The sequence below is a fragment of the Candidatus Methylomirabilota bacterium genome, from assembly GCA_028870115.1.
Taxonomy (GTDB): Bacteria; Methylomirabilota; Methylomirabilia; order Methylomirabilales; family Methylomirabilaceae; genus Methylomirabilis.
Genome location: JAGWQH010000021.1, coordinates 1 through 21,700 on the forward strand (window position 1 = coordinate 1; position 21,700 = coordinate 21,700).

Below are 21,700 nucleotides of genomic sequence, written 5' to 3' on the forward strand. Positions count from 1 at the left end.
ACCCAGGCCAGAGGAAGCGACCGTTCTGGTTGGTTCGAAACCAGTTGACGTGGAAGATCGCAGGGGGGTGCGCAATACGCTGGCCCATGTCGAGCCAGTGACCGAAATAGTCGGCCATGTGATAGCCACAGAATGGGACCATCGCCATCGGGTCGCGCCGGGTGACCCCGACCGCGCCCGACTGGGCGGCTGTCGTCTCTGAGGCCATACCGGCCCCGACAAAGACGCCGTGTTGCCAACCGTATGACTGATAGACCAGTGGCGCCACACGGGCGCGACGTCCTCCGAAGAGGATCGCCGAGATTGGAACGCCTTCCGGGTCCTCCCAACGGGGGGAGATCGACGGGCACTGCCTGGCGGCAACCGTGAAACGCGAGTTGGGATGGGCTGCCGGCCCTTCTCCAGAGGCCCACGGGTTACCGTGCCAATCAACGAGGCCATGAGGGGGCGTCGGATCCTTTCCCTCCCACCACGGCTCTCCGTCCGAGGTGACAGCCACGTTGGTAAAGATCGTATTGCGATCGACCGCAGCCATGATGTTGGGATTCGTCTTGACGCTGGTGCCGGGCGCGACACCAAAGAACCCGGCCTCCGGATTGATGGCCCGCAGCCGTCCATCAGGCCCGATGTGCATCCAGGCGATGTCATCGCCTACGGTCCACACCTTGTAGCCCGAGAGATCCCGGGGGGGGACCAGCATCGCCAGATTGGTTTTGCCGCACGCGCTCGGAAAGGCAGCCGCCATATAGGTAACCTGCCCTGAAGGATCTTCCACCCCGACGATCAGGGTATGCTCGGCCAACCAGCCCTCTTCTCGTCCGATCCAACTGGCGATGCGAAGGGCGTGGCATTTCTTCCCCAACAGGGCGTTACCCCCATATCCTGACCCGATGCTCCAGATGAGACGCTCCTCGGGGAAGTGGAGGATGAAGCGGCGGTCCGGACTCAGGTCCCCGAGTGAATGCAGGCCGCGGACAAAGCTGTCCGACCCGCCAAGTCGCTCAAGCGCGATCTTCCCCATGCGGGTCATGAGCCGCATATTGACAACCACGTAGGGGCTGTCGGTAATCTCCACCCCGACCCTGCTGTAGGGAGAGCCGGCCGGGCCCATCAGATAGGGCACGACAAACATCGTCCGGCCCCTCATGCTGCCCTCAAAGAGCTTCCCGACCTGCGTACGAGCCTCTGTGGGCTCCATCCAGTTATTCGTAGGTCCGGCATCCTCCTTTCGAGACGTGCAGATGAAGGTCAGGTGCTCGGTCCTTGCGACATCCGACGGATGGCTCCGATGCAAGTAACACCCGGGATAGCGCTGATGGTTCAGGCGAATCACGGTCCCATCCCGGAGCATCCCTTCAATGAGGACCTGATGCTCCTCCTCTGACCCATCGCACCAATGGATGCGGCTAGGGCGGGTCACCCGCGCCACCTGATCCACCCACTGCTCTAACGCTCTATGTTGAGGCATCTTGTCTCCTGACGGCACTGCGTGGGTTGCCGGCTCGCCCGTGGGCGTAAAAGCTCCTCCGACTCCGTCATTGCGAGCAACCGAAGGGAGCGCGGCAATCTCAGCGTCTTTGAAGTTGCGAAGAGCGGTGAGATTGCTGCGGTCACTGCGCTCCCTCGCAATGACGTGGGCGAGGGGGCTTTCTGGCCACCGAAATGGCTCCCCGGGTAGGACTCGAACCTACAACCTAGCGGTTAACAGCCGCTCGCTCCACCATTGAGCTACCGGGGAATATTAAGAACTCAGGAATTGCTTGCCAGCGGTCAGCAAAGAGCTGTTGGCTGAAGGCCGGAGGCGATCATTAACTGCCTTAGTTATAGCGCACTCGATGGGTGCGAGCAACGACTTTCTGGCCCGTAAACCTTACACATCACGCCGCCCCTCTAATGCCTTGGAAAGCGTTACCTCGTCGGCGTACTCCAGGTCGCTACCCATCGGCAGGCCGCGAGCGATTCGCGTGACCCGAACGGCTAACGGCTTCAGCAGGCGCGAGAGGTACATCGCTGTCGCCTCGCCCTCGACGTTCGGGTTCGTGGCCAGGATTACCTCCTTGATCTCTCCTCCCTCCAGGCGCTGCAGAAGGGCCTTGGCCGTGAGCTGGTCTGGGCCGCGCCCTTCCAGCGGCGAAAGCGATCCCCCCAGCACGTGGTAACGCCCCTTGAAGCTCGCCGTCTTCTCGATGGCCCAGAGGTCGTTCGCCTCTTCCACCACGCACAGCGCCGATCCATCTCGAGTCGGGTCGGCGCAGATGGGACACTGCTCGCCCTCAGAGATGTTGTAGCAGATCGCACAGCTCTGGATCCGATCCTTCAGCTCGACAATAGCCTGGGCCAACGCGACGGCCTCCTCTCTGCCGACTTTGAGCAGGTGAAATGTCAGGCGTTGGGCGGTCTTAGGGCCGATGCCAGGAAGGCGGACTAGTTCACCGATCAGCCGGACCAGGGTAGGGGCATAGCGGGACACGGCGCTTCTACACCAGCCCCGGGGGCAGTCCCAGCCCGCCGGTCAGACGGCTCATCTCTTGGCTCAACAGCTCACGAGCTTTTCGGAGCGCCTCATTCGCCGCCGCCACAACGAGGTCCTGCAGCATCTCCAATTCGTCCGGGCCGGCGACCTCCGGGTCGATCTTTACCGCAACGACTTCGCCCTGACCATTACAGACCACGGTGACCATCCCGCCGCCGGCCGTCCCTTCAACCCGTTTCGTCGCTGCCTCCGCCTGAATCCTTTCCGCCTCAGCCTTCATTCGCTGCGCCTGCTTCATGATGTTCCCGAGGTTCTTCATCTCATTCTCCCATCACGCCCTATTCGGGCTGTTTCGTCCTGACCCGAACGACTTGGCCGTCAAACAGCTCCACGGCTCGGCGCACCAGGGGATGACGCCGCAGCGCTTCCTGATCGGACGGCGCTATCCGCTGCTCCGGAACAACTCGCTGCTGGGGATCACGCGACTTACGGTCAGTCCCACCCGATCGCCGAGGCTGAGGCAGCTCACCCTGACCCGTGGTGAGTTGCGTCGAACCGCCTGCGGTGACCCCGACCGAACCGCTCCCCGCAGGGACAGGGCTTGAGCTCTGGAATCGATACTCAACCGCCATGGACCGCCCAAAGACTTCTGCCGCAGCTCCAGCCACAAGGCGTCGGTTTTCAGGGTCATCCAGCGTTGATCGCGCAAAACTTGTCCCGTTTTCCAGCATAACGATGAGCCGGTCGCCCTCAAACATCACCCCCTTCGCCGCGGTGAGCAACGCGGCAAGAGATCGCTTCTTCCGTTCCAGCAGCCGCGTCATGCGGGTCCAGCCTTCCTGCGGACCATTGGTGCTATCGGTCGGAGCGGGCGGTGGCGCTTCGACCGGCGGGCCGGAGGCGGGGAGCGGCGTGACGGAAGTAGGGGCGAACATGGGGAGCGCCGAAGGTCCAGGGCCGGCTACCCGGCCGGCCGGCAACTTCTCCTCCAGGACGGCCAGACGCTTCAGGAGCATCTCAAGGGTTTGCAGTGACCGAGCCTCTGTCGCCTCCACCAGCGCCATCTCCAGGACAAACCGCGGATGCGAAGCGCGTCGCATCTCGAACTCGGCCCGGCTCAGGACCTGAAAGATCGTTTCGAGATCGGCAAGCGTCATAGCCTCGGCCTGCGAGCGAATCGTGTCCGGCGGTACGCGGCTCAACTGAAGCAGCGGGGTGGGATCTTTGCTCACCTTCGAGACCATCAGATCGCGCAGGTGGGCCAGCAGTTCCTGACAGAACCGCTGAAGGTCGTCCCCCCGGGCACTGAGCGATTCAACGACCGCCAGGGCGAGGCTGCTGTCACGCTGGATGATCGCCTGGGTAGTCTGCGCCAGCAGTTCTCCCTCCACCAGCCCCAGCACAACCGCGACGTCCTCCTCGCTGACCGCGTCGCCACTGTAGGCGATGGCCTGATCCAGAAGGCTTTGGGCGTCTCGGAGGCTTCCTTCTGCGGCGCGGGCAATCGCCTTCATGGCGCCCTCCGACACGGTCGCCCCTTCCTCGCAAGCGATTTGCTGAAGCCGCGGGAGGATCTCTTCCTGTCCTAAGCGCCGAAAGTCGTGACGCTGGCAACGCGAGAGAATGGTAGACGGGATTTTGTGCGCATGTGTGGTCGCCAGAATGAAGATGACACCGGGCGGCGGCTCCTCGAGCGTCTTCAACAGTGCATTGAAGGCCGGCTCGGTCAGCATATGGACTTCATCGATAATGATCACCTTGCACTTGTCGCGCGACGGGGCATACCGCACGATTTCGCGCAACTCCCGGACCTCATCGATCCCCCGATTGGAGGCGCCGTCGATCTCCAGGCAGTCGACTGAGCGGCCCGTCGCAATCGCGTTACAACTCGCGCATTCGCTACACGGGTCGGGTGTGCGGCCCCGCTCGCAGTTGAGTGCCTTCGCCAGGATGCGGGCGGTTGTCGTCTTCCCGACCCCACGCGGGCCCGCAAAAAGCAGGGCGTGCGCAACGCGGTCTTTGGCGATAGCGTTCTTCAAGGTCTGGGTGACCGGTCGCTGGCCCACCACCTCATCGAAGTTCTGGGGTCGCCATCGCCTGGCGAGAACGAGGTATGACATGTTAGTTTTTTCCTGGCCGTGCACCCGCCGTCGATCGCGGCTGCCGGGCTGTACCGGTGACCGAGGCTCCGGCCGAGCTTCCCCGCGGCACAGGAGCCCGTTTGTTTACCGCTGCTTCCTTCCGGATCTGGCGGGGTTCACAAACTCTCCTTGCGCGGGACCCGACCATCATTACGCCGATCACAGGCCATCGCTCGACAACCTCAGACCTCGGGCGGGGATTCGATCCCGCTAGAGCGGATTGCGGGTACAGGGCACCGCTACCTCCCCATCTAGCACGGCCAAGACTATTGCTGATCATGACAACCCAACCTGCCTCATACCGGTTTCCATTAATTGTGCAGCATATTTCGCGATCCCTCGATCGATCGGATACTTCGGAACATAGCCCAATTCCGCACGCGCGAGGCTCACGTCGGCCTCGGTGTGCGGCTGATAGAATGAGTACGGGTTATCAAAATAGTCGGGATCATAGTCGGTCCCGATGGCCTTGTTCAGGAGCGCAATGACCTCATTGAACGAGGTGGAGCGCCCGGAGCCGACATTATATACGCCGCCGTGATTGGCCTCCGCAGCCAGCAGCGTCGCCTCTACGACGTCTTTGACATACACAAAGTCGCGCGCTTGCTCCCCGTACTTAAAGATCCGCGGCCGCCTACCCACTTGAATCTGCTTCGCCAACTGGTAGATCATGCTGGCTGCGGCCCCTTTGTGGCCTTCGCCTGGCCCGTACACATTAAAGTACCGGAGCCCGACAATCCTGCAGCCTCCTGAGACATCACTAAAGCGCCTGGCCAGATTCTCCAGGAGCGCCTTCGAAAAGCCGTATACGTTGGCAGGGCGAGCAGCCTGATCCTCTTGCATCCGGCCCGAGCGACAGACACCGTAGACGGCGGCTGAGGAAGCATAGATCAAGGGCGTCCCGGAGAGTCGCGCGAACTCTGCCGCTCGCCGAAAGCCTTCCACGTTATTCCAGAGCATCTGCCGGGCATCGGTGACGGTTGTATCAGTGATGGAAGCCAGGTGGAATACCACCTGAAATTCACCCGGCCGAAATCGGCTAAGGAGGTCTAACGACGCGAGGTCCTGGGCTACCAGATCGCCCCGAAACCCAACCAGATTGCTGAACTCGCCGGAGCGGAAATCGTCGATGATGGTGACCCGAATGCCCGGGTATCGCCTCTCCAGCTCCAAGGCCAGATTCGACCCGATAAAACCAGCACCACCCGTGATCAGCGCACTTTCCATATTTACACCTGGGGTTAGAGGCTGGGGGTTGGACCCCCCCCAACTTCACCCTAACCCCTACACCCTATCCCCTGTTGTTGTTGGCGGAGAGGCCGGGATTCGAACCCGGGGCAGAGTTTCCCCTGCTCACGCTTTCCAGGCGTGCCAGTTAAACCGCTCCTGCACCTCTCCGTATAAGAACAGGGTTTAGGGGATAGGGATAGGACTAACCCCCAACCCCTAATCCCTATACCCTGCTTTTCAATGGCGGAGAGGGAGGGATTCGAACCCCCGGAGCAGTTACCCGCTCAGCGGTTTTCGAGACCGCCCGATTCAACCACTCTCGCACCTCTCCGCATAAAGACGGGGGTTGGGGGGTTGGTGCTTCTTTATCACTGTCACCTTACCCTACCCCAACCCCTAACCCCTACACCCTATCCCCTGTTGTTGTTGGCGGAGAGGCCGGGATTCGAACCCGGGCTGCACCTTTCGACGCAGACTCGCTTAGCAGGCGAGCACCTTCGGCCACTCGGTCACCTCTCCGCAAAGGATGTTTAGAGTTTCATGTTTCGAGTTTTGGGTCAACGCGAAACCCCAAACTCGAAACCCGAGACCTGTTTATTCGTACTGGCGGAGGGGGTAGGATTCGAACCCACGAGGCTTTCGCCTAACGGTTTTCAAGACCGCCGCCTTCAACCACTCGGCCACCCCTCCGAACCCTATCCCCTGTTCCCCATGACCCGTTTTTAACTGATCCGTTCCAGGCCGCCCATATAAGGCCGGAGCGCCTCCGGTATCATAACGGTGCCGTCGGCTTCCTGAAAGTTCTCCAGAATCGCCAGCCAGGTCCGCCCTACCGCGACCCCAGACCCGTTCAGCGTATGGACAAATTGCGGCGCCGCTTTCGCCGCGGGCCGGTAGCGAATGTTGGCTCGCCTCGCCTGAAACGACTCGCAGTTACTGATTGACGAGACCTCCCGATACACCCCTTGACTCGGGATCCAAAGCTCGATGTCATAGGTTTTTGCGGCCGCAAACCCCAGATCGGCCGTGCAGAGCGCCACCACCCGGTACGGCAGGCCCAGCCGCTGCAGGACCGCCTCCGCATGCCGGGTCATCTCCTCCAACGCGTCATAAGAGCGCTCGGGCTCCGCGATCTTCACCAGCTCCACCTTGTTGAACTGGTGCTGCCGCATAAGACCCCGCGTATCTTTGCCGTAGGAGCCCGCCTCCCGTCGAAAGCAGGGGGTGTAGGCGACATAGGAAAGGGGAAGCGTTCCGGGTGGCAAAATCTCCTCACGGTGAAGGTTAGTTACCGGGACCTCTGCCGTCGGGATCATGTAGAGCCCCTCGTCCTTAGTCTTGAACAGCTCCTCGCCGAACTTGGGGAGCTGGCCCGTCCCGCGCATGGCGTCGGCGTTCACCAACAACGGTGGGAGGATTTCTGTGTAGCCGTGCTCCTTTCCGTGCAGGTCAAGCATGAAGCCGATCAGCGCGCGCTCCAGCCTGGCCCCCACGCCCTTCAGGACGGCAAAGCGCGATTGCGCAATTGCGGCTGCCCGCTCAAGGTCCAGGATCCCCAACGCTTCGCCGAGCTCCCAGTGGGATTTCGGCTCGAAGTTAAATCGGCGCGGTGTCCCCCATCGCCTGACTTCAACATTGTCTTCAGCCGTTTTCCCGATCGGGACGGACGCATGGGGGAGGTTCGGGAGAAACAACGCGGCTTCCTGTAGGATCGCCTCCTTCTCCTTGAGCTGTTTTTCGAGGTCGATCAGAAGATAGGCGTCGGCGGCAGCCTGTGCAATGGCATCGCTTGTGCTCTGACCTTGTCGCTTGAGCTCGGCAACCTTCTTCGACAGCTCGTTGCGTCTCTGCCTGAGCTTTTCTACCTCGGCGAGTGTGGCTCGTCGCTCGGCATCGAGCTGAATAAACTCGTTAAGAATTAAGGGCGCAGCGCCCCTGCCTGCAAGTCGCTCACGCGCAAGCTCGACATTGTCACGAACATATCTCAGGTCCAGCACGGCCGTCCTTCTGGTCCAGGGTTCCCACTCGGGCTCCCGCTGCGGCTCGCAGCCGCCACCGCGAGTCGCCCAGGCAGAGGCGTCACTATACCACGCTCCCCGGCATCTCTCAAGCCTCGTCGACCGGGTCCGCTCCCCCTCCCGGTTCAGGCGAGGACTGGGGCCCCTCCGCCTCCTCATCGCCCTCGTCGTCGCTGACCAGCGTCGTGACCGCGCCCACGCGATCGCTTGACTCCAACCCCTGTAGCCGCACCCCTTGGGTCGCTCGCCCGATGAGGCTGATTTCGTCCACCCGCATCCGCGTGATCCGTCCCTCCTGAGAAATCATCATAATCTGATCGCCGGACTGAACCAGCATGACCCCGACTGCAGGGCCGTTTCGCTCAGTCACCCGAATGTTAATGATCCCTTTGCCGCCCCGGCTCTGCAGTCGATACTCCTGCAGGTCGGTCCGCTTACCGTACCCCCGCTCCGTCACGGTGAGCATCGCCGCGCCCTGGGCGACCACCTCGGCCCCAACCACCTCGTCGCTTGCCTCCAGCGAGATCCCCTTGACGCCGCGGGCCGCGCGCCCTGCCGACCGAACCTCGTCTTCCTTGAAGCGGATCGCCATCCCTTGCTTGGTGCCGAGCAGGATCTCGTCGTCTCCTTTGGTTAAACGGACCGCGATCAACTCATCCCCCTCATCCAGCGTGATGGCGATAATCCCGCCTGCGCGAGGGTTGCCGTAGGCATTCAGATCGGTCTTCTTGATGATCCCGCGTCGCGTCGCCATCAGCAGGTAGCGATCGACCTCAAACTGGCGAATCGGGATGACGGTCGTGATCTGTTCCCCGGCGCCGAGCTGCAAGAAGTTGGCGAGGGCTTTCCCCTTTGCTGCGTGCCCAAGCTGGGGCAGCTCGTGCACCTTCAGCCAGTGCACCTTCCCCTGGTTCGTAAAGAGGAGGAGGTGGCTGTGGGTCGTGGCGACAAAAAGGTGCTCCACATAGTCCTCCTCTTTGGTCGCCATACCGGTCATCCCCTTGCCGCCGCGGCGCTGGCTCCGATAGACGTTAAGGTTGCTTCGCTTGATATACCCGCCATGTGTAATGGGAATGACCATCTCCTCGTCGGCCAGCATGTCTTCCAGCTCGATCTCGGCGGTCTCTTCGAGGATCTGTGTACGGCGCGGGTCGCCATAGGTCTCCTTTACGGCCAGCAGTTCTTCTTTGATGATCTCGCGCACCAGGGCCTCACTGGCCAGCACGGCGCGGTACCGCTCGATGGCCGCAATGGTCTCGCTGTACTCGTCCTGAATCTTTTGCCGCTCAAGTTGTGTCAGCCGCTGCAGGCGCAGCTCCAGGATGGCCTGGGCCTGGATCTGGCTCATGCCGAACTGCTCCATCAGGCCGGCGCGGGCATCGTCCGCTGAGCGAGATCGCCGGATCAGGGCGATGACCTCATCCAGGTGGTCCAGCGCGATCCGATACCCCTCCAGGATATGGGCTCGCTCCTCGGCCTTCCTGAGATCGAAGCGGGTCCGCCGAATGACAATAGCCTTTCGGTGATCGACGAAGTGCTGGAGCGCCTCCTTCAGCGCCAAGACCTTCGGCTGATTGTCCACAAGAGCCAGCATAATCACGCCGAATGTGGATTGCATCGCCGTGTGCTTAAAGAGCTGGTTGAGGACTGGGGGGGCCAGCTGCTCTTTTTTGAGCTCGATGACGATGCGCATCCCCTCCCGATCCGACTCGTCTCGAAGATCCGAGATCCCTTCGATCTTCCGGTCTCGAATCAGTTCAGCGATCCGCTCAATCAACTTGGCCTTGTTCACCTGATACGGCAACTCCGAGACAATGATGCTCTCTCGGCCGCCCCTGCTCTTTTCGACAAACGCCTTCGCGCGCATCCGGATCAGGCCCCGGCCCGTCAGGTAGGCGTCTCGAATTCCGGTCCTGCCATAGATATACGCGCCTGTTGGAAAGTCCGGCCCCGGCAGCACGGCCATGAGCCGATCCGGCGTCACGTCCGGATCCTCAAGCAGCAACAGCAGGGCGTCGACCGTCTCGCCGAGGTTGTGGGGTGGAATGTTGGTGGCCATCCCGACGGCAATCCCCGAAGAGCCATTCACCAGCAGGTTTGGCAGCGCTGCCGGCAGCAGCTTCGGCTCTTCAAGTGTCTCATCGAAGTTGGGGGCCAGGTCCACCGTCTCCTTGTCGATATCCCGAAGCATCTCCTGGGCAATCTTTGCCAGCCGGACCTCGGTGTACCGCATCGCCGCTGGCGCATCTCCGTCTACTGAGCCGAAGTTGCCCTGGCCATCGATGAGGGGATATCGCATCGAAAAGTCCTGGACGAGGCGGACAATGGTATCGTAGACCGCCGTATCGCCGTGCGGATGGTATTTCCCAAGGACCTCACCCACAACGCGGGCTGCCTTCTTGTGTGGGCGGCCAGCGGTCAGTCCAAGCTCCTGCATGGCATAGAGCACCCTGCGGTGTACGGGCTTGAGCCCATCCCGTACGTCGGGCAGGGCCCGGCCGATAATGACGCTCATGGCGTAGTCCAGATACGACCGGCGCATCTCCTCGTGGATGTCCGTGGGTCTGACCTCGCCCACCTGATTTAACGCAATGGGCTGCTGCTCTTCAGGCATTCGCTTCTCCCGTTCTGCACAAACGAAAATGGCCCGATCCCCGGGCCTCAACGTGATGGGAGTCGGTTTATTCTAGATATCCAGGTTGCTGGCCTCCGGGGCATGGCGCTCGATGAAGAGTCGCCGTGGCTCCACCTGGTCACCCATCAGGGTGGTAAAGATCTGCTCGGCGGCAACCGCATCCTCAACCCTCACGCGGAGCAGCGTCCGGCTTTCCGGGTTCATCGTCGTCTGCCAAAGCTGCTCCGGGTTCATCTCGCCAAGACCCTTATACCGTTGGATCGCCAGCCCCTTCCTGGCCAAGGCCATACTCTTGTCGAGCAGATCGCTCCAAGACGCCGCGGGGGCGATATCGCCCTCCGCCACCACTCTGAACGGAGGTGCGCCAAGTCCGGACAGTGCAGCGGCTGCGCCTTCCAATTCCCGGTATTCCGGAGATCCGACAAGCTCCTGATCGACAGTGGCCTGACTTCGCTGCCCCTGACTATCGGGCCCAAAGCCAAGAATAAGCCGGTAGACCTCTTGCTCGTCGTCCCACTCCGCCCGCCCTTCGGCCGGCCCCAGTTGCGCCGCCTGAGATCGCAATGCCTCTAGCATTCGCGCTAAGAGCCGGTATGTTTTATCTTCGTCCTTCAAGGCTCCGCGGGGCACGCCGCCGGCCTGCGCCAGCGTCGCCACGGCGCCAGGATGCCTGCCGCGCCGTTCCATCGCCCGAAGACAACTGTGCCAGGTCATCAGCTTCCGCAACATGCCCTGGAGGCGCTGCCCGGTCCAGGGCGTCCCGCCGTTGCTGCCTTCTACCTGGAGCGTCTCGGCGGCGGTTTCCAACAGGAACTCTTCCATCGCCCGATCGTTCTTCAGATACCTCTCGGCTTTCCCTCGCTTGACCTTGTACAGCGGAGGCTGCGCGATATACAGGTGGCCCCCCTCAACAACCTGGCGAAGGTGCCGGAAGAAGAAGGTCAGCAGCAGAGTCCGGATATGCTCCCCGTCGACGTCAGCATCGGTCATGATAATGATTCGGTGATAGCGCAGCCGCCCGATATCGAATTCGGGATCGATGCCGGCCCCGAGTGCCGAGATGAGAACCCGAATTTCCGTTGAGGAAAGCATCCTGTCGGCTCGCGCCCGTTCGGTATTCAAAATCTTTCCCCTCAGCGGCAGGATGGCCTGAAATCGTCGGTCTCGTCCCTGTTTCGCTGAGCCGCCGGCCGAATCCCCTTCAACGATGTAGAGCTCGCAGAGCGCAGGATTTTTCTCTGAGCAGTCCGCTAACTTCCCCGGCAGGTCGTCACCGTCGAGCGGCCCCTTCCGGCGCGCCAACTCTTTTGCCTTGCGTGCCGCCTCGCGCGCCCGGGCCGCTTCGGTGGCCTTCTCGACGATGCGCCGGCCGATCGCCGGATTCTCTTCCAGATATTCCGCCAGCTTCTCGTTGACAATGGTTTCCACCAGGCCCTTCATGTCGGGGTTGTTCAGACGGGCCTTGGTCTGCCCCTCAAATTGGGGGTTGGGAAGCTTCACGCTGATGACGGCAGTCAGCCCCTCGCGAATGTCGTCGCCGGTCAGCGTCGCCTTCAAGTTCTTGAGCAGATCGTGCGATGCCGCGTAGCTGTTAATCGTCCTGGTCAGAGCCGATCGGAACCCGATCAGGTGCGTGCCGCCGTCGTGGGTATTGATGTTGTTGGCAAAGGAGAAGACCGTCTCGCCGTAGCCGTCGTTATACTGTATGGCCACTTCAACGACGGTTGCATCGCGCTGGACTTCGATGTAGATCGGCTTCGGGTGGAGAACAGCTTTGTTCTCATTGAGCAACTCCACGAACGACCGTATCCCCCCTGTGTAGTAGAACTCCCGCGCCTCGTTGATCCGTTCATCGGCCAGCCGGATGCGTAGACCCTTGTTGAGAAACGCCAGCTCGCGCAGACGATTGCTGAGGGTGTCCAGACTGAACGTTCGGTCTTCGAAGATCTCAGAGTCCGGGACAAACGTCACGCGGGTTCCGGTCCTTCGAGCCTTGCCGACCTCTTCAAGATCGCCCGTCGGCTTGCCACGCTCATACTGCTGCAGATACCGCTTGCCGTCGCGCCAGACCTCTACCTCAAGCCGCTCCGCGAGCGCATTCACCACGGAGAGGCCGACACCATGCAGGCCACCGGACACCTTATAGGCCGAATTATCAAACTTGCCTCCAGCGTGAAGGGTAGTCATTACCACCTCCAGAGCTGGTCGACCGGTCTGCTCGTGGATATCGACCGGGATGCCGCGGCCATTATCCAGGACGCTGACGCTGTTGTCAGAGTGGATCGTCACCTCCACCTGGTCGCAGTATCCAACAAGCGCCTCATCTACGCTGTTGTCTACGACTTCATACACCAGGTGATGGAGCCCATCAAACCCGGTGCTGCCGATATACATCGCGGGGCGCTTCCGCACAGCTTCGAGGCCCTCGAGGACCCGGATCTGGGCGGCATCATAGACCTCACCAGGTGACGGGAGGTCTGGTTCGACTCGGCTCACCACAGGAATGGGGTGATCTTGTGATTCCTGATTCATTCGGTTCGTCCTATTCGTGAATAGTGACTACTGTGCTGACTTGTAACTTTGTTTACACATTCCGTTCACCCTGAGCTTATCGAAGGATGCGTAACCAGGGTTTCGACGGGCTCAGCCCGAACGGGTTCAGTATCGAGTGATTTCTGAGACACTACACTAGTGCCCAGTGGCGAGAAATCAGTGAGTAATGGTTGGGCACATTGGTCTCTCGCTAGATCCTCATCGGCATAATCACACACGTATATCGCTGATCGTCCTTGCCGGCAAACAACGCCGGGCTGAGCGGGTCCTGCAACCGGATCGTCGCTTGCTCGGTGGTGAGCACGCCCAGGAAGTCCAGGATGTACCGTGCATTGAACCCCACACTCATCTCTTCATGTTGATACTCGACATCGAGCCGTTCTCGCGCCTCTCCAAGGTCAAGGTTCACGCAACTAAGCAGAAGTCTCCCCGGTGTGAGCTTCATTGTCGTGGGGAGAGCACGCTCGCCCAGGATGGTGGAAGTTCGGCGAAGCCCGGCTAGGAATGCCTCACGATTTACTGTAACCTCCTTGGTCGCATTGGCGGGAATGACCTGTTCATAGTTGGGAAACTGTCCCTCAATAAGACGCGCATCAATGAGGGTGTCGTCTGTCTGGAGGAGAAGATGGTTTTCTGAGATCTCAATTGTGATCTCGCCCGGTTCTTCTCGCAACAACTTGAGCGTTTCAGCCGCGGCCTTCCGTGGGATAATGGCATCCATTGGGCTACTGTCTTTTGTCGCGTCACAATCCACGTTGGTCATGGCAAGCCGATGGCCGTCGGTGGCCACCATTCTGACATCCTTTGGCGTCACGCGGAAAAGGATTCCGTTTAAGGTGTAGCGGGTCTGATCAGAGGACACCGCAAATAACGTTCGTCGAATCATGTCGCGAAACAGGCGGCGATCAAGGACAATCCCTTTCTGTGCGGGTTCGCGCATTGATGGAAAATCGTCTCTGGATAGGCCTTTTATTCGAAATTCTGAGTTACCACATGTGATGGTTGCTGTCAGTTCGCCATCAACGGTGAGGTCTACAGATGTAGCAGGGAGTTCGCGAACGATTTCATATAGCTTTCTCGCTGAAAGCGCAATGGATCCCTCCTTTACGACCTCCCCTGGCACTCGTTTTCGTACCCCAATATCTAGATCAGTTCCAAATACCGAAAGGTGGGAAGATGTGGTCTCAAGGAGGAGATGGGAGAGGATGGGAAGACTTCGTTTGGTTTCTACAACAGCCTGGATCGGCCCGACACCGTTAAGCAGATCATCCCGAGACACCTTAATGTGCATGTACTCCTCACCTCTCCGGAAGTGTTGTATGACTATTCTTTAAAACTCTTTAGTAAAGATATTAAAGATCGGAGTAGTAATAGACCACCTGGAAATGTGGATGAATCAGCCGACCCTAAAGCCTTCACGCTTTTTTAGCGACTAACCCCAGGTTAAGTGTTGTGTATAACTTCCACCATCACTGAAGGTGTCAACAGTTATCAACAAGCGACCGCCAGAAAACGACAGGTTGTTCACATTTATCACTTACGCACACCTTGTCCACACCTGTGCAAAACTTCTATGGCTTTAGATATCAATAGTTAGACAACATTGTTATCAAACGGAGCAAAAGGAAGGCAACACCAGTCAGTCTCGCCGGCTCCATACGCTATTTGGGCTTGACAGCAGAGATGCTGCAAGCTATATTGACTTTTGTTTTCATCGTGAACAGAGGAATAACCCTCTACTGCTCAATAGGAATCCATCATGAAACGGACATACCAGCCCAACAAAAGTAAGCGAAAACGAACGCACGGCTTCCTTGCTCGAATGAGCACCCCTAACGGCCGAAATGTCATCAAGCGAAGAATGGCAAAAGGCCGAAGAAGGCTCACCGTGTAATCTCGCCCTACGCTTCTGCTGAGTACCGCCGGTCCAATTATTCTCAAGCGTTAGAGATCGATCACGGAAATGCGACAACCGGAATCGAGCGGTGCAGCCCGGCCAAGAAGGGCTTTTAACACCAATGATTTTACTCTTTATGCAAGGTTTGCGTCAACTAAAAAACAAGAGCTCCGATTAGCTTTTGGGGCGCGTACAGGTACGGCAATCGTTCGGAATAGAGCAAAACGCCTGGCGCGTGAGGCATTTCGACTCAATCGTCATCAGCTTCCCGTGGGCGTCGAAATCGTGATTACCGCCAAAAAGGGTATTAGTGCTCTTAGCCGACGCGATATGAGGGGTCAGTTCCGTGACCTCTTCGATTATGCGCGCAGACTCTCACCCCCCAGCTCCTCAGATTCGGTCAGGGCAAGTGATACCAGCGAGCATTGCTAGAGGGATTCTGCTGGCGTACAAAACGATTGTGTCGCCACTGCTTCCCCCGGCTTGTAGGTTCTACCCTTCTTGCGCCGATTATGCCTACGAGGCGATAGGCAGGTACGGACTGGCACGAGGTCTGCTTCTGGCCGTACACCGTTTGGCCCGATGTCACCCGTGGTGCCAAGGTGGATACGACCCGGTAAAGTAAGCGGCTGCCTTTCGGAGTGTGCAGCCTCCACAACAGGAGTTACATGTCGTACCAGGTACGAGCACTGTTGGCGGTCGCGCTTGCGACCCTGATTCTTGTGGGTGGGCAGTACCTTTTTCCGCGCTCTCAAGAGTCGCCGGCCCCATCGAAGGAGAAGGCGACCTCCACCGCAACAAAACCCGCTGCGTCTCCAACGAGTGATATCTCTTCTCCGGCAGACCGAGAACAGGGGCGGGGAGCGCCCCCCAAGGCGCCGGAGCGGGAAGTGATCGTGCAGACGGATGTCGTGAGAGCCGTCTTGACGTCGCGGGGCGGGACGTTGAAGAGTTGGCGACTCAGGCCATATCGGGCCGCTGATGGGCAGGGGGTGGATCTCGTAGCGCCTCACCAAGAAGACGTGCTGGGTCCGCTGTTGGCCCTCAGTGGGAATCCGGAGGAGCCGGCGCCACTGGACTTCGACATCGATAAATCGCAACTCAACCTTCACTCGCCGTCCGAGACCGGGTCGATTACCTTCGCTTCGCGCGGAAGCGGGCCTCTTCAACTCTCTAAGCGCGTAACATTCAAGGGCAACAGCTATCGCGTTGAGGTTGAGCTCTCGTGGAAAAATACTGGTAAGAAGCCGATAACCATCGCGCCGGAACTCGCGTGGGGTCCCGGATTCTACAGCGGCGTCGGCGGTGGTCGCGCGCAGATCGTGTCATCCACAAGTTGGGTAGATGGGCGTCGCGTGACGGACAATCTTGGAAGCATCCAGGGCGCTGTCACCCATAGCGGCCAGGTGTCGTGGACGGCTCTTCAGAATCTCTATTTTGCCGCAGCGCTCTTGCCAGAGAGCAAAGGGAGTGCTGCAACGGTAGGTAAAGGACCACAGGAACAGCCGGTTATTTCTCTCGTCACCCCAACCCAGAGCCTTGAGCCTGGAGGGGAACTGACCCAACGCTTCGCCTTCTATGGAGGCCCGAAGGATCTCGACTACCTCAATGCCGCCGGGTCGGATCTCAGTAAAATCGTGGACCTTGGGTGGTTTGATACGCTCGCCCGTCCTGCGCTTTACCTCCTGCGTTTCCTGCATCGCATCAGCGGCAACTATGGCGTAGCCATCATTCTGGTCAGTCTGCTGCAGAAGGTTGTCCTCCACCCCCTTACCGCAAAAAGCCTCCGGTCGATGCAAGCGATGAAGGCTCTGCAGCCGAAGATCGCCGCCATCTCAGAGCGGCACAAAAACAATCCACAGAAGAAGCAACAAGAGGTAATGGGACTGTATAGAAAGCACGGAGTCAACCCGCTGGGCGGGTGTCTCCCTATGCTTATTCAAATCCCCATCTTTGTCGCCCTGTACAATGCGCTCTCGAGTTCAGTAGAGATGTGGCGAGCCCCATTCCTCTGGATTAAGGACCTCTCTCAACCGGATGCGCTTTTCACGCTCGATATGTGGGGCCTGAAAGACTACCCGTTCAATCTGTTAGCGCTGTTGATGGGCGTGACCATGTTCTTTCAACAAAAAATGTCTCCCAGCGTGGGCGATCCACAGCAGGCGAAGGTTATGTTGTGGATGATGCCGGCCATGTTTACCTTCATGTTTTGGAGGTTTCCATCGGGGCTGGTGTTGTATTGGCTTGTAAATAATGTCCTCCAGATGGGCCAGCAGCAGTGGTTACAGAAGCAAGGCAAGCTCGCACTCAATAGACCAGAGGCGACCTAGCAGGGGTACCCGGCTGGAACAGACAGAAGCCCGGCAACGCGTTGTTGGCCCCAGCGAGTTGCTGCGCCGGGGACTTGGCCGCATCGGGCTTCAGTTGACGTCAGCACAATACGAAGCGCTCGGCGTCTACTTATCGGAGCTGCAACGTTGGGCCTCACAGGTGAACCTGACCGGGCTGAGGTCTGAGGAGGCGATCATCCGCGAGGGGTTTCTGCGCTCCCTCGCCTGCCGGGCAGCCTTCGACCCCGCACCGTCGGTGAAAGCCATAGACGTTGGATCGGGCGCCGGATTTCCCGGTCTGGTACTCAAGATAGGCTACCCCGACATCGACATGCTGTTGCTCGAGCCCAGGCGGAAGCGAGCCACCTTTCTGCGCTCCATCATACGGCGACTCGAACTTACCGGAATCCGCTGCATGCAGGCGAGAGTCGAGGAGCTGTGCGGGGAGGCCGAGCATCAGGGTAAGTATGATGTGGCGTTCGCGCGGGCAGTTGGGCCGGTCCCTGACGTGGCGCGTATGGTGCAGCCGCTTCTGAAATCGGGTGGACGCCTGATTCTACAGGCAGGGCAAAGGACGCGCGACTCGCTTCCATCTGCGTACCCTCTGCTTGCTGCATTGGGAATGAGGGCGGAGGTTCTGGAGGTTCCTGCCCCCGATGCAGGGCTGCCGTCAACCTGCCTGCTCATCCTGGAAAAGGCTGACAGCTCATAGCTGATAGCTAAAGAATGTTTCACGTGCAACTCCTCCCAACTCGCCGCTTTATTTCCACTGCGGGCTGTGGTACCCTTTCCGATTAAGGTCAACAGAGAAGGCAGCCATGCGCATTATCGCCGTTGCGAACCAAAAAGGCGGGGTCGGCAAAACCACAACAGCCGTAAACCTGGCCGCCTCTCTTGCGGCGGCCGAACACCGGACGCTTCTCCTCGATCTCGATCCGCAGGGCAACGCCACGAGCGCATTGGGCGTCGAACGCGGGGCCACACCAGCCGCCTACGACCTGCTTATGGGGGGGGCGATGATCGCTGAGGTGGCGCGGCCGACCGTGGCCCCATGGCTGGACCTGGTCCCGGCTGGAGACCGCCTCATCGGAGCGGAGGTAGAGCTGGCTGCAAGTCCCCATCGGGAAGCTCGCCTAAAGGATGCGCTGGCGGCTGGGGCAGACGTCTACGCCTTTGTCTTGATCGACTGCCCGCCTTCGCTTGGTCTGCTGACCGTCAATGCCCTGGCGGCCGCGCACTCAGTGCTGATCCCGCTTCAATGCGAATACTACGCCCTGGAAGGCTTGGCCAGGATCATGGAGGCCGTAACCCTTTGTCGGGTAAGGCTCAACCCGGACCTTCAGGTCGAGGGAATTGTCCTGACTATGTATGACATGAGGCTGAATATCTGCGAGCAGGTGGAACAGGAGGTGCGGCGCCACTTTCCACAGGCAGTTCTGAGAACGGTGATTCCCAGAAACGTACGGCTGAGCGAGGCGCCTAGCTTTGGGAAACCGGTTCTTCTGTATGACAGCCGCTCATCAGGGGCCGAGAGTTACCTTCACTTAGCCAGGGAGATCATCGATGGCGCAACGCAGAGCCCTCGGTAGGGGGCTGGAGGCACTGATCCCCGGAGCGGATCTTTCCGGGACGATACAGGTTCGAATAGAGGAGATCGCACCGGGCACGCTCCAGCCCCGCCGCTCCATGAACGACTCCAAGCTCAACGAGTTGGCGGCTTCCATCAAGGCCCATGGGGTGCTCTTGCCCATCCTGCTTCGTCGCGAGGGGGGTCGGTTGGAGGTGGTGGCCGGGGAGCGGCGCCTCAGGGCTGCGCGGATAGCGGGACTTGACACGGTCCCGGCTTTCGTGAAAGAGCTCTCCAGCAGCCAGGCGCTGGAGGTGGCGTTGGTAGAGAACCTGCAGCGGGAGGACCTGAACCCGATTGAGGCGGCTGAGGCGTACTTGAGGCTTCAGGATGAGTTTGGGCTGACCCAGGAAGAGGTGGCCCGTAGGGTGGGTCGGGATCGCTCCTCGGTGACGAATGCGCTCCGGCTGCTCAAGCTTCCCAAGCAGGTCCAGGCCGACCTCGTTGAAGGCGCCTTGTCCGAAGGGCACGCCCGGGCTCTGCTGGGGCTGGAGCGGGGAGCCGACCAGATCAAGGCACGCGATGAGGTAATCCGTCGAGGCCTGTCCGTACGCGCCACCGAAGCGCTGGTCCGGCGGCTGAAACAGGCTGTCGACCCGCAGCCGCGCCTCGCAGTAAGCGAGCCGACGATCCGGGCAGCCGAGGATACCCTCCGGCAGGCCCTCGGAACCAAGGTTCAGATTTGTCGAAAGGGCAAGGGGGGGACGATCGAGGTAGAGTTTTACTCGATGGAGGACCTCGACAGGATCTACGAGCGCATCCTTGGGCACGGTTGAGTGATGGGTGTTGCACGTGAAACAATACAGAGGCTGGTTTGCTTAACCGGGCGGCGAAGGCGCTGGCCTTTCCCTTGGAAGATCGCAGGTGGCTGCCGAAGATCGCGATTGGCGGCAGCGTCGGACTGCTCCTCGAAAGTCTCTTCGTAGTCGCTGGCTTCCTACTCACCCGAGAATTCGCCCTTGCGGGGGCTCTGCTGGCGCCGGCGGTCAACTTTCCCGTGCTGGGGTTTGTACTGGCGACCTTTCAGGGCGCCCTGGCGGTCCCGCAGGCCGACTCGCTGCCGTCATGGAGCCGATGGTCGACTCTGTGTGCAAAGGGCTTGTTGCTGTTTGTGCTCGCGTTGGCTTACGAGATCGTTCCGTTTCTCTTTGTTATTTCCGGTTTCGGCCTGTTGGTGAGAGGCGGTATAGCGCTCAACCTTGGCCTTGTCCTGATCCTGCTCGGAGTGCTCGCTGGAATCACGGCGGGCTTCTTTTTGCCGATGGGGGTTGCCTACTACCTGAAGGAACACCGGCTTGAGGCCGTACTGCACCCCGCGGTCGTCTGGTTGCGAATCCGCAAGGCCTTGACCGAGTATGTAGAGGCGTATCTGCTCAGCCTCGGGTTGTTCATTATGGTCGGGCTGATCGGGGCCATTCCTATTCTGGGTCTCCTGGTGTGGCCGTTTCTGACCTTCTATCTCTTGGTGGCAGGCGCTCGCCTTTTCGGTGGGGTCTGTTCGAGCGAATGAGCATTTACCTTGATTATAATGCCACGACCCCGATGCGACCGGAAGTGCTGGATGCCATGGGCCCATATCTCGATTCGCGCTTTGGCAATGCCAGCTCGAGCCACAGCCGGGGCAGGGAGGCCAAGCGTGCCCTGGAAGAGGCTAGGGAGGCCATGGCGTCGGCGCTCGGGGCGCGAGAGAAGGAGAGCGTGGTCTTTGTCTCGGGGGGCACGGAGGCGGACAACCTGGCCGTCAAGGGCGCTGCCTGGGCTGCCAGGGAATGGGGACGACACATCGTCACCTCAACGGTGGAGCACCGAGCCGTACTCAGCGCCTGCCGGGCCCTTGAGGCGCAAGGGTTCGAGGTCACCTATCTGCCGGTCGACGCACAGGGGCTGGTCGATCCGGAGACGGTCAGGCTGAGCCTCCGGACCGACACTACGGTAATCTCGTTAATGCACGCCAACAACGAAACCGGGGTGATCTTTCCGATTGCCGAGATCGGTCGACTTGCGCAAGAGCGCGGGATTATCTTTCACATAGACGCCGTCCAGTCGTTTGGTCGCCTTCCGATCGATGTCGAAGCCCAAGGGGCCAATCTTCTTACCATTTCGGCGCACAAGTTCTACGGGCCGAAAGGGATCGGGGTCCTGTATGTCCGCCCTGGAACAAAGATCGACCCACAAATGCATGGAGGAGAGCAAGAGCATGGTGTGAGGGCCGGGACGGAGAATGTCGCGGCGGCCGTCGGTATGGCCTGTGCGGCACGGCTCGCCCTTGAATCGATGCAGACCGAAGGCCACCGCCTGAGGACGCTCCGAGATCACCTTGAGGGGGGTATTCTTGAGCGCATTATGGGGACGCAGCGGAATGGCGATCGGGACCGGCGGCTGTCCAACACCTCTAATATCTCGTTTCAGGGGACTCGGGCGGATTCACTGATGGTCGCGCTGGATCTCGAAGGGGTCGAGGTCTCCGCAGGCGCCGCTTGTGCCGCCGGCTCGCTTGAGTCGTCGCATGTGCTGTGGGCGATGGGCCGAAGACCCGAGATCGACGGCGGCGGGATTCGGTTTTCTTTGGGTGCCGGGACGACGACGACGGAGATCGAGCACGTCCTTGCGCTCTTTCCGCCGCTGGTTGAGCGGGTCCGTGCTGCAAAAGTAGAAGGTATAGGGGATAGGGTGTAGGGTAGAGCCTGTCCTGCAAATCTCCGTTCCCCCTTCGACAAGCTCAGGGCGAACGGTATGCGTATTGAAAACATTGATCTTTTTCCGTTCGTGCTGAGCCCGTCGAAGCGCGAGTAAGGG

18 protein-coding genes, 5 tRNA genes and 1 other RNA gene are annotated in these 21,700 nt (G+C 60.0%); 9 read left to right on the forward strand and 15 right to left on the reverse strand.

Annotated elements, in window-relative coordinates; genetic code table 11:
* The 15 genes from KGL31_01420 to dnaN all read right to left on the reverse strand — a co-directional run.
* Positions 1-1,567 (reverse strand): phosphoenolpyruvate carboxykinase (GTP) (locus KGL31_01420; GenBank protein MDE2320570.1); only part of this gene is annotated, 1,567 nt, incomplete at its 3' end.
* Between the two features lie 96 nt (positions 1,568-1,663).
* Positions 1,664-1,738: transfer RNA gene (locus tag KGL31_01425), tRNA-Asn, on the reverse strand.
* A gap of 132 nt (positions 1,739-1,870) precedes the next feature.
* Positions 1,871-2,470, reverse strand: coding sequence for a recombination mediator RecR (gene recR, locus KGL31_01430; protein ID MDE2320571.1), 600 nt, complete (start codon positions 2,468-2,470; stop codon positions 1,871-1,873).
* A 7-nt stretch (positions 2,471-2,477) separates the two neighbouring features.
* Positions 2,478-2,792, reverse strand: coding sequence for a YbaB/EbfC family nucleoid-associated protein (locus tag KGL31_01435; GenBank protein MDE2320572.1), 315 nt, complete (start codon positions 2,790-2,792; stop codon positions 2,478-2,480).
* 19 nt (positions 2,793-2,811) lie between these two features.
* Positions 2,812-4,593: a DNA polymerase III subunit gamma/tau gene (gene dnaX / locus KGL31_01440; protein ID MDE2320573.1), complete on the reverse strand. Its 1,782-nt coding sequence runs from the start codon at positions 4,591-4,593 to the stop codon at positions 2,812-2,814.
* A 16-nt stretch (positions 4,594-4,609) separates the two neighbouring features.
* An RNA gene (gene ffs, locus KGL31_01445) (signal recognition particle sRNA large type) lies at positions 4,610-4,874 on the reverse strand.
* 16 nt (positions 4,875-4,890) lie between these two features.
* Positions 4,891-5,841: an ADP-glyceromanno-heptose 6-epimerase gene (rfaD, locus tag KGL31_01450; protein MDE2320574.1), complete on the reverse strand. Its 951-nt coding sequence runs from the start codon at positions 5,839-5,841 to the stop codon at positions 4,891-4,893.
* 81 nt (positions 5,842-5,922) lie between these two features.
* A tRNA-Ser gene (locus KGL31_01455) sits at positions 5,923-6,012 on the reverse strand.
* Positions 6,013-6,085: 73 nt separating this feature from the next.
* Positions 6,086-6,175 (reverse strand) — tRNA-Ser (locus KGL31_01460).
* Positions 6,176-6,271: 96 nt separating this feature from the next.
* A tRNA-Ser gene (locus KGL31_01465) sits at positions 6,272-6,363 on the reverse strand.
* A gap of 85 nt (positions 6,364-6,448) precedes the next feature.
* A tRNA-Ser gene (locus KGL31_01470) sits at positions 6,449-6,534 on the reverse strand.
* 32 nt (positions 6,535-6,566) lie between these two features.
* Positions 6,567-7,841, reverse strand: coding sequence for a serine--tRNA ligase (serS, locus tag KGL31_01475; protein ID MDE2320575.1), 1,275 nt, complete (start codon positions 7,839-7,841; stop codon positions 6,567-6,569).
* Between the two features lie 109 nt (positions 7,842-7,950).
* Entirely contained in the window at positions 7,951-10,476 is a 2,526-nt protein-coding gene (gene gyrA / locus KGL31_01480) for a DNA gyrase subunit A (protein MDE2320576.1), read from the reverse strand.
* Between the two features lie 72 nt (positions 10,477-10,548).
* Positions 10,549-12,993 (reverse strand): DNA topoisomerase (ATP-hydrolyzing) subunit B, encoded by a 2,445-nt coding sequence (gene gyrB, locus KGL31_01485; GenBank protein ID MDE2320577.1) that lies wholly within the window; start codon positions 12,991-12,993, stop codon positions 10,549-10,551.
* Between the two features lie 247 nt (positions 12,994-13,240).
* Entirely contained in the window at positions 13,241-14,341 is a 1,101-nt protein-coding gene (gene dnaN, locus KGL31_01490) for a DNA polymerase III subunit beta (protein ID MDE2320578.1), read from the reverse strand.
* A gap of 468 nt (positions 14,342-14,809) precedes the next feature.
* Between dnaN and rpmH the strand changes: the two genes are divergently transcribed.
* From rpmH to KGL31_01535, 9 genes are all read left to right on the forward strand, one after another.
* Entirely contained in the window at positions 14,810-14,944 is a 135-nt protein-coding gene (gene rpmH / locus KGL31_01495; protein ID MDE2320579.1) for a 50S ribosomal protein L34, read from the forward strand.
* A gap of 69 nt (positions 14,945-15,013) precedes the next feature.
* A complete protein-coding gene (gene rnpA, locus KGL31_01500) occupies positions 15,014-15,379 on the forward strand; it encodes a ribonuclease P protein component (protein MDE2320580.1) in 366 nt (121 codons plus the stop codon).
* On the forward strand, positions 15,309-15,572 hold the full coding sequence (gene yidD / locus KGL31_01505; GenBank protein MDE2320581.1) for a membrane protein insertion efficiency factor YidD: 264 nt from the start codon (positions 15,309-15,311) through the stop codon (positions 15,570-15,572). The genes rnpA and yidD overlap by 71 nt, the downstream gene beginning before the upstream one ends.
* 43 nt (positions 15,573-15,615) lie before the next feature.
* A complete protein-coding gene (gene yidC / locus KGL31_01510) occupies positions 15,616-17,277 on the forward strand; it encodes a membrane protein insertase YidC (protein ID MDE2320582.1) in 1,662 nt (553 codons plus the stop codon).
* A gap of 94 nt (positions 17,278-17,371) precedes the next feature.
* Positions 17,372-17,989, forward strand: coding sequence for a 16S rRNA (guanine(527)-N(7))-methyltransferase RsmG (gene rsmG, locus KGL31_01515; GenBank protein MDE2320583.1), 618 nt, complete (start codon positions 17,372-17,374; stop codon positions 17,987-17,989).
* Between the two features lie 106 nt (positions 17,990-18,095).
* Complete coding sequence (locus KGL31_01520; GenBank protein MDE2320584.1) at positions 18,096-18,866, forward strand: ParA family protein; 771 nt, start codon at positions 18,096-18,098, stop codon at positions 18,864-18,866.
* Positions 18,841-19,680: a ParB/RepB/Spo0J family partition protein gene (locus tag KGL31_01525; GenBank protein MDE2320585.1), complete on the forward strand. Its 840-nt coding sequence runs from the start codon at positions 18,841-18,843 to the stop codon at positions 19,678-19,680. Before KGL31_01520 ends, KGL31_01525 begins: the two co-directional genes overlap by 26 nt.
* Positions 19,681-19,718: 38 nt before the next feature.
* Positions 19,719-20,414 (forward strand): DUF4013 domain-containing protein, encoded by a 696-nt coding sequence (locus KGL31_01530; GenBank protein ID MDE2320586.1) that lies wholly within the window; start codon positions 19,719-19,721, stop codon positions 20,412-20,414.
* Positions 20,411-21,580 (forward strand): cysteine desulfurase, encoded by a 1,170-nt coding sequence (locus tag KGL31_01535; GenBank protein MDE2320587.1) that lies wholly within the window; start codon positions 20,411-20,413, stop codon positions 21,578-21,580. The genes KGL31_01530 and KGL31_01535 overlap by 4 nt, the downstream gene beginning before the upstream one ends.
* Positions 21,581-21,700 lie beyond the last annotated feature (120 nt).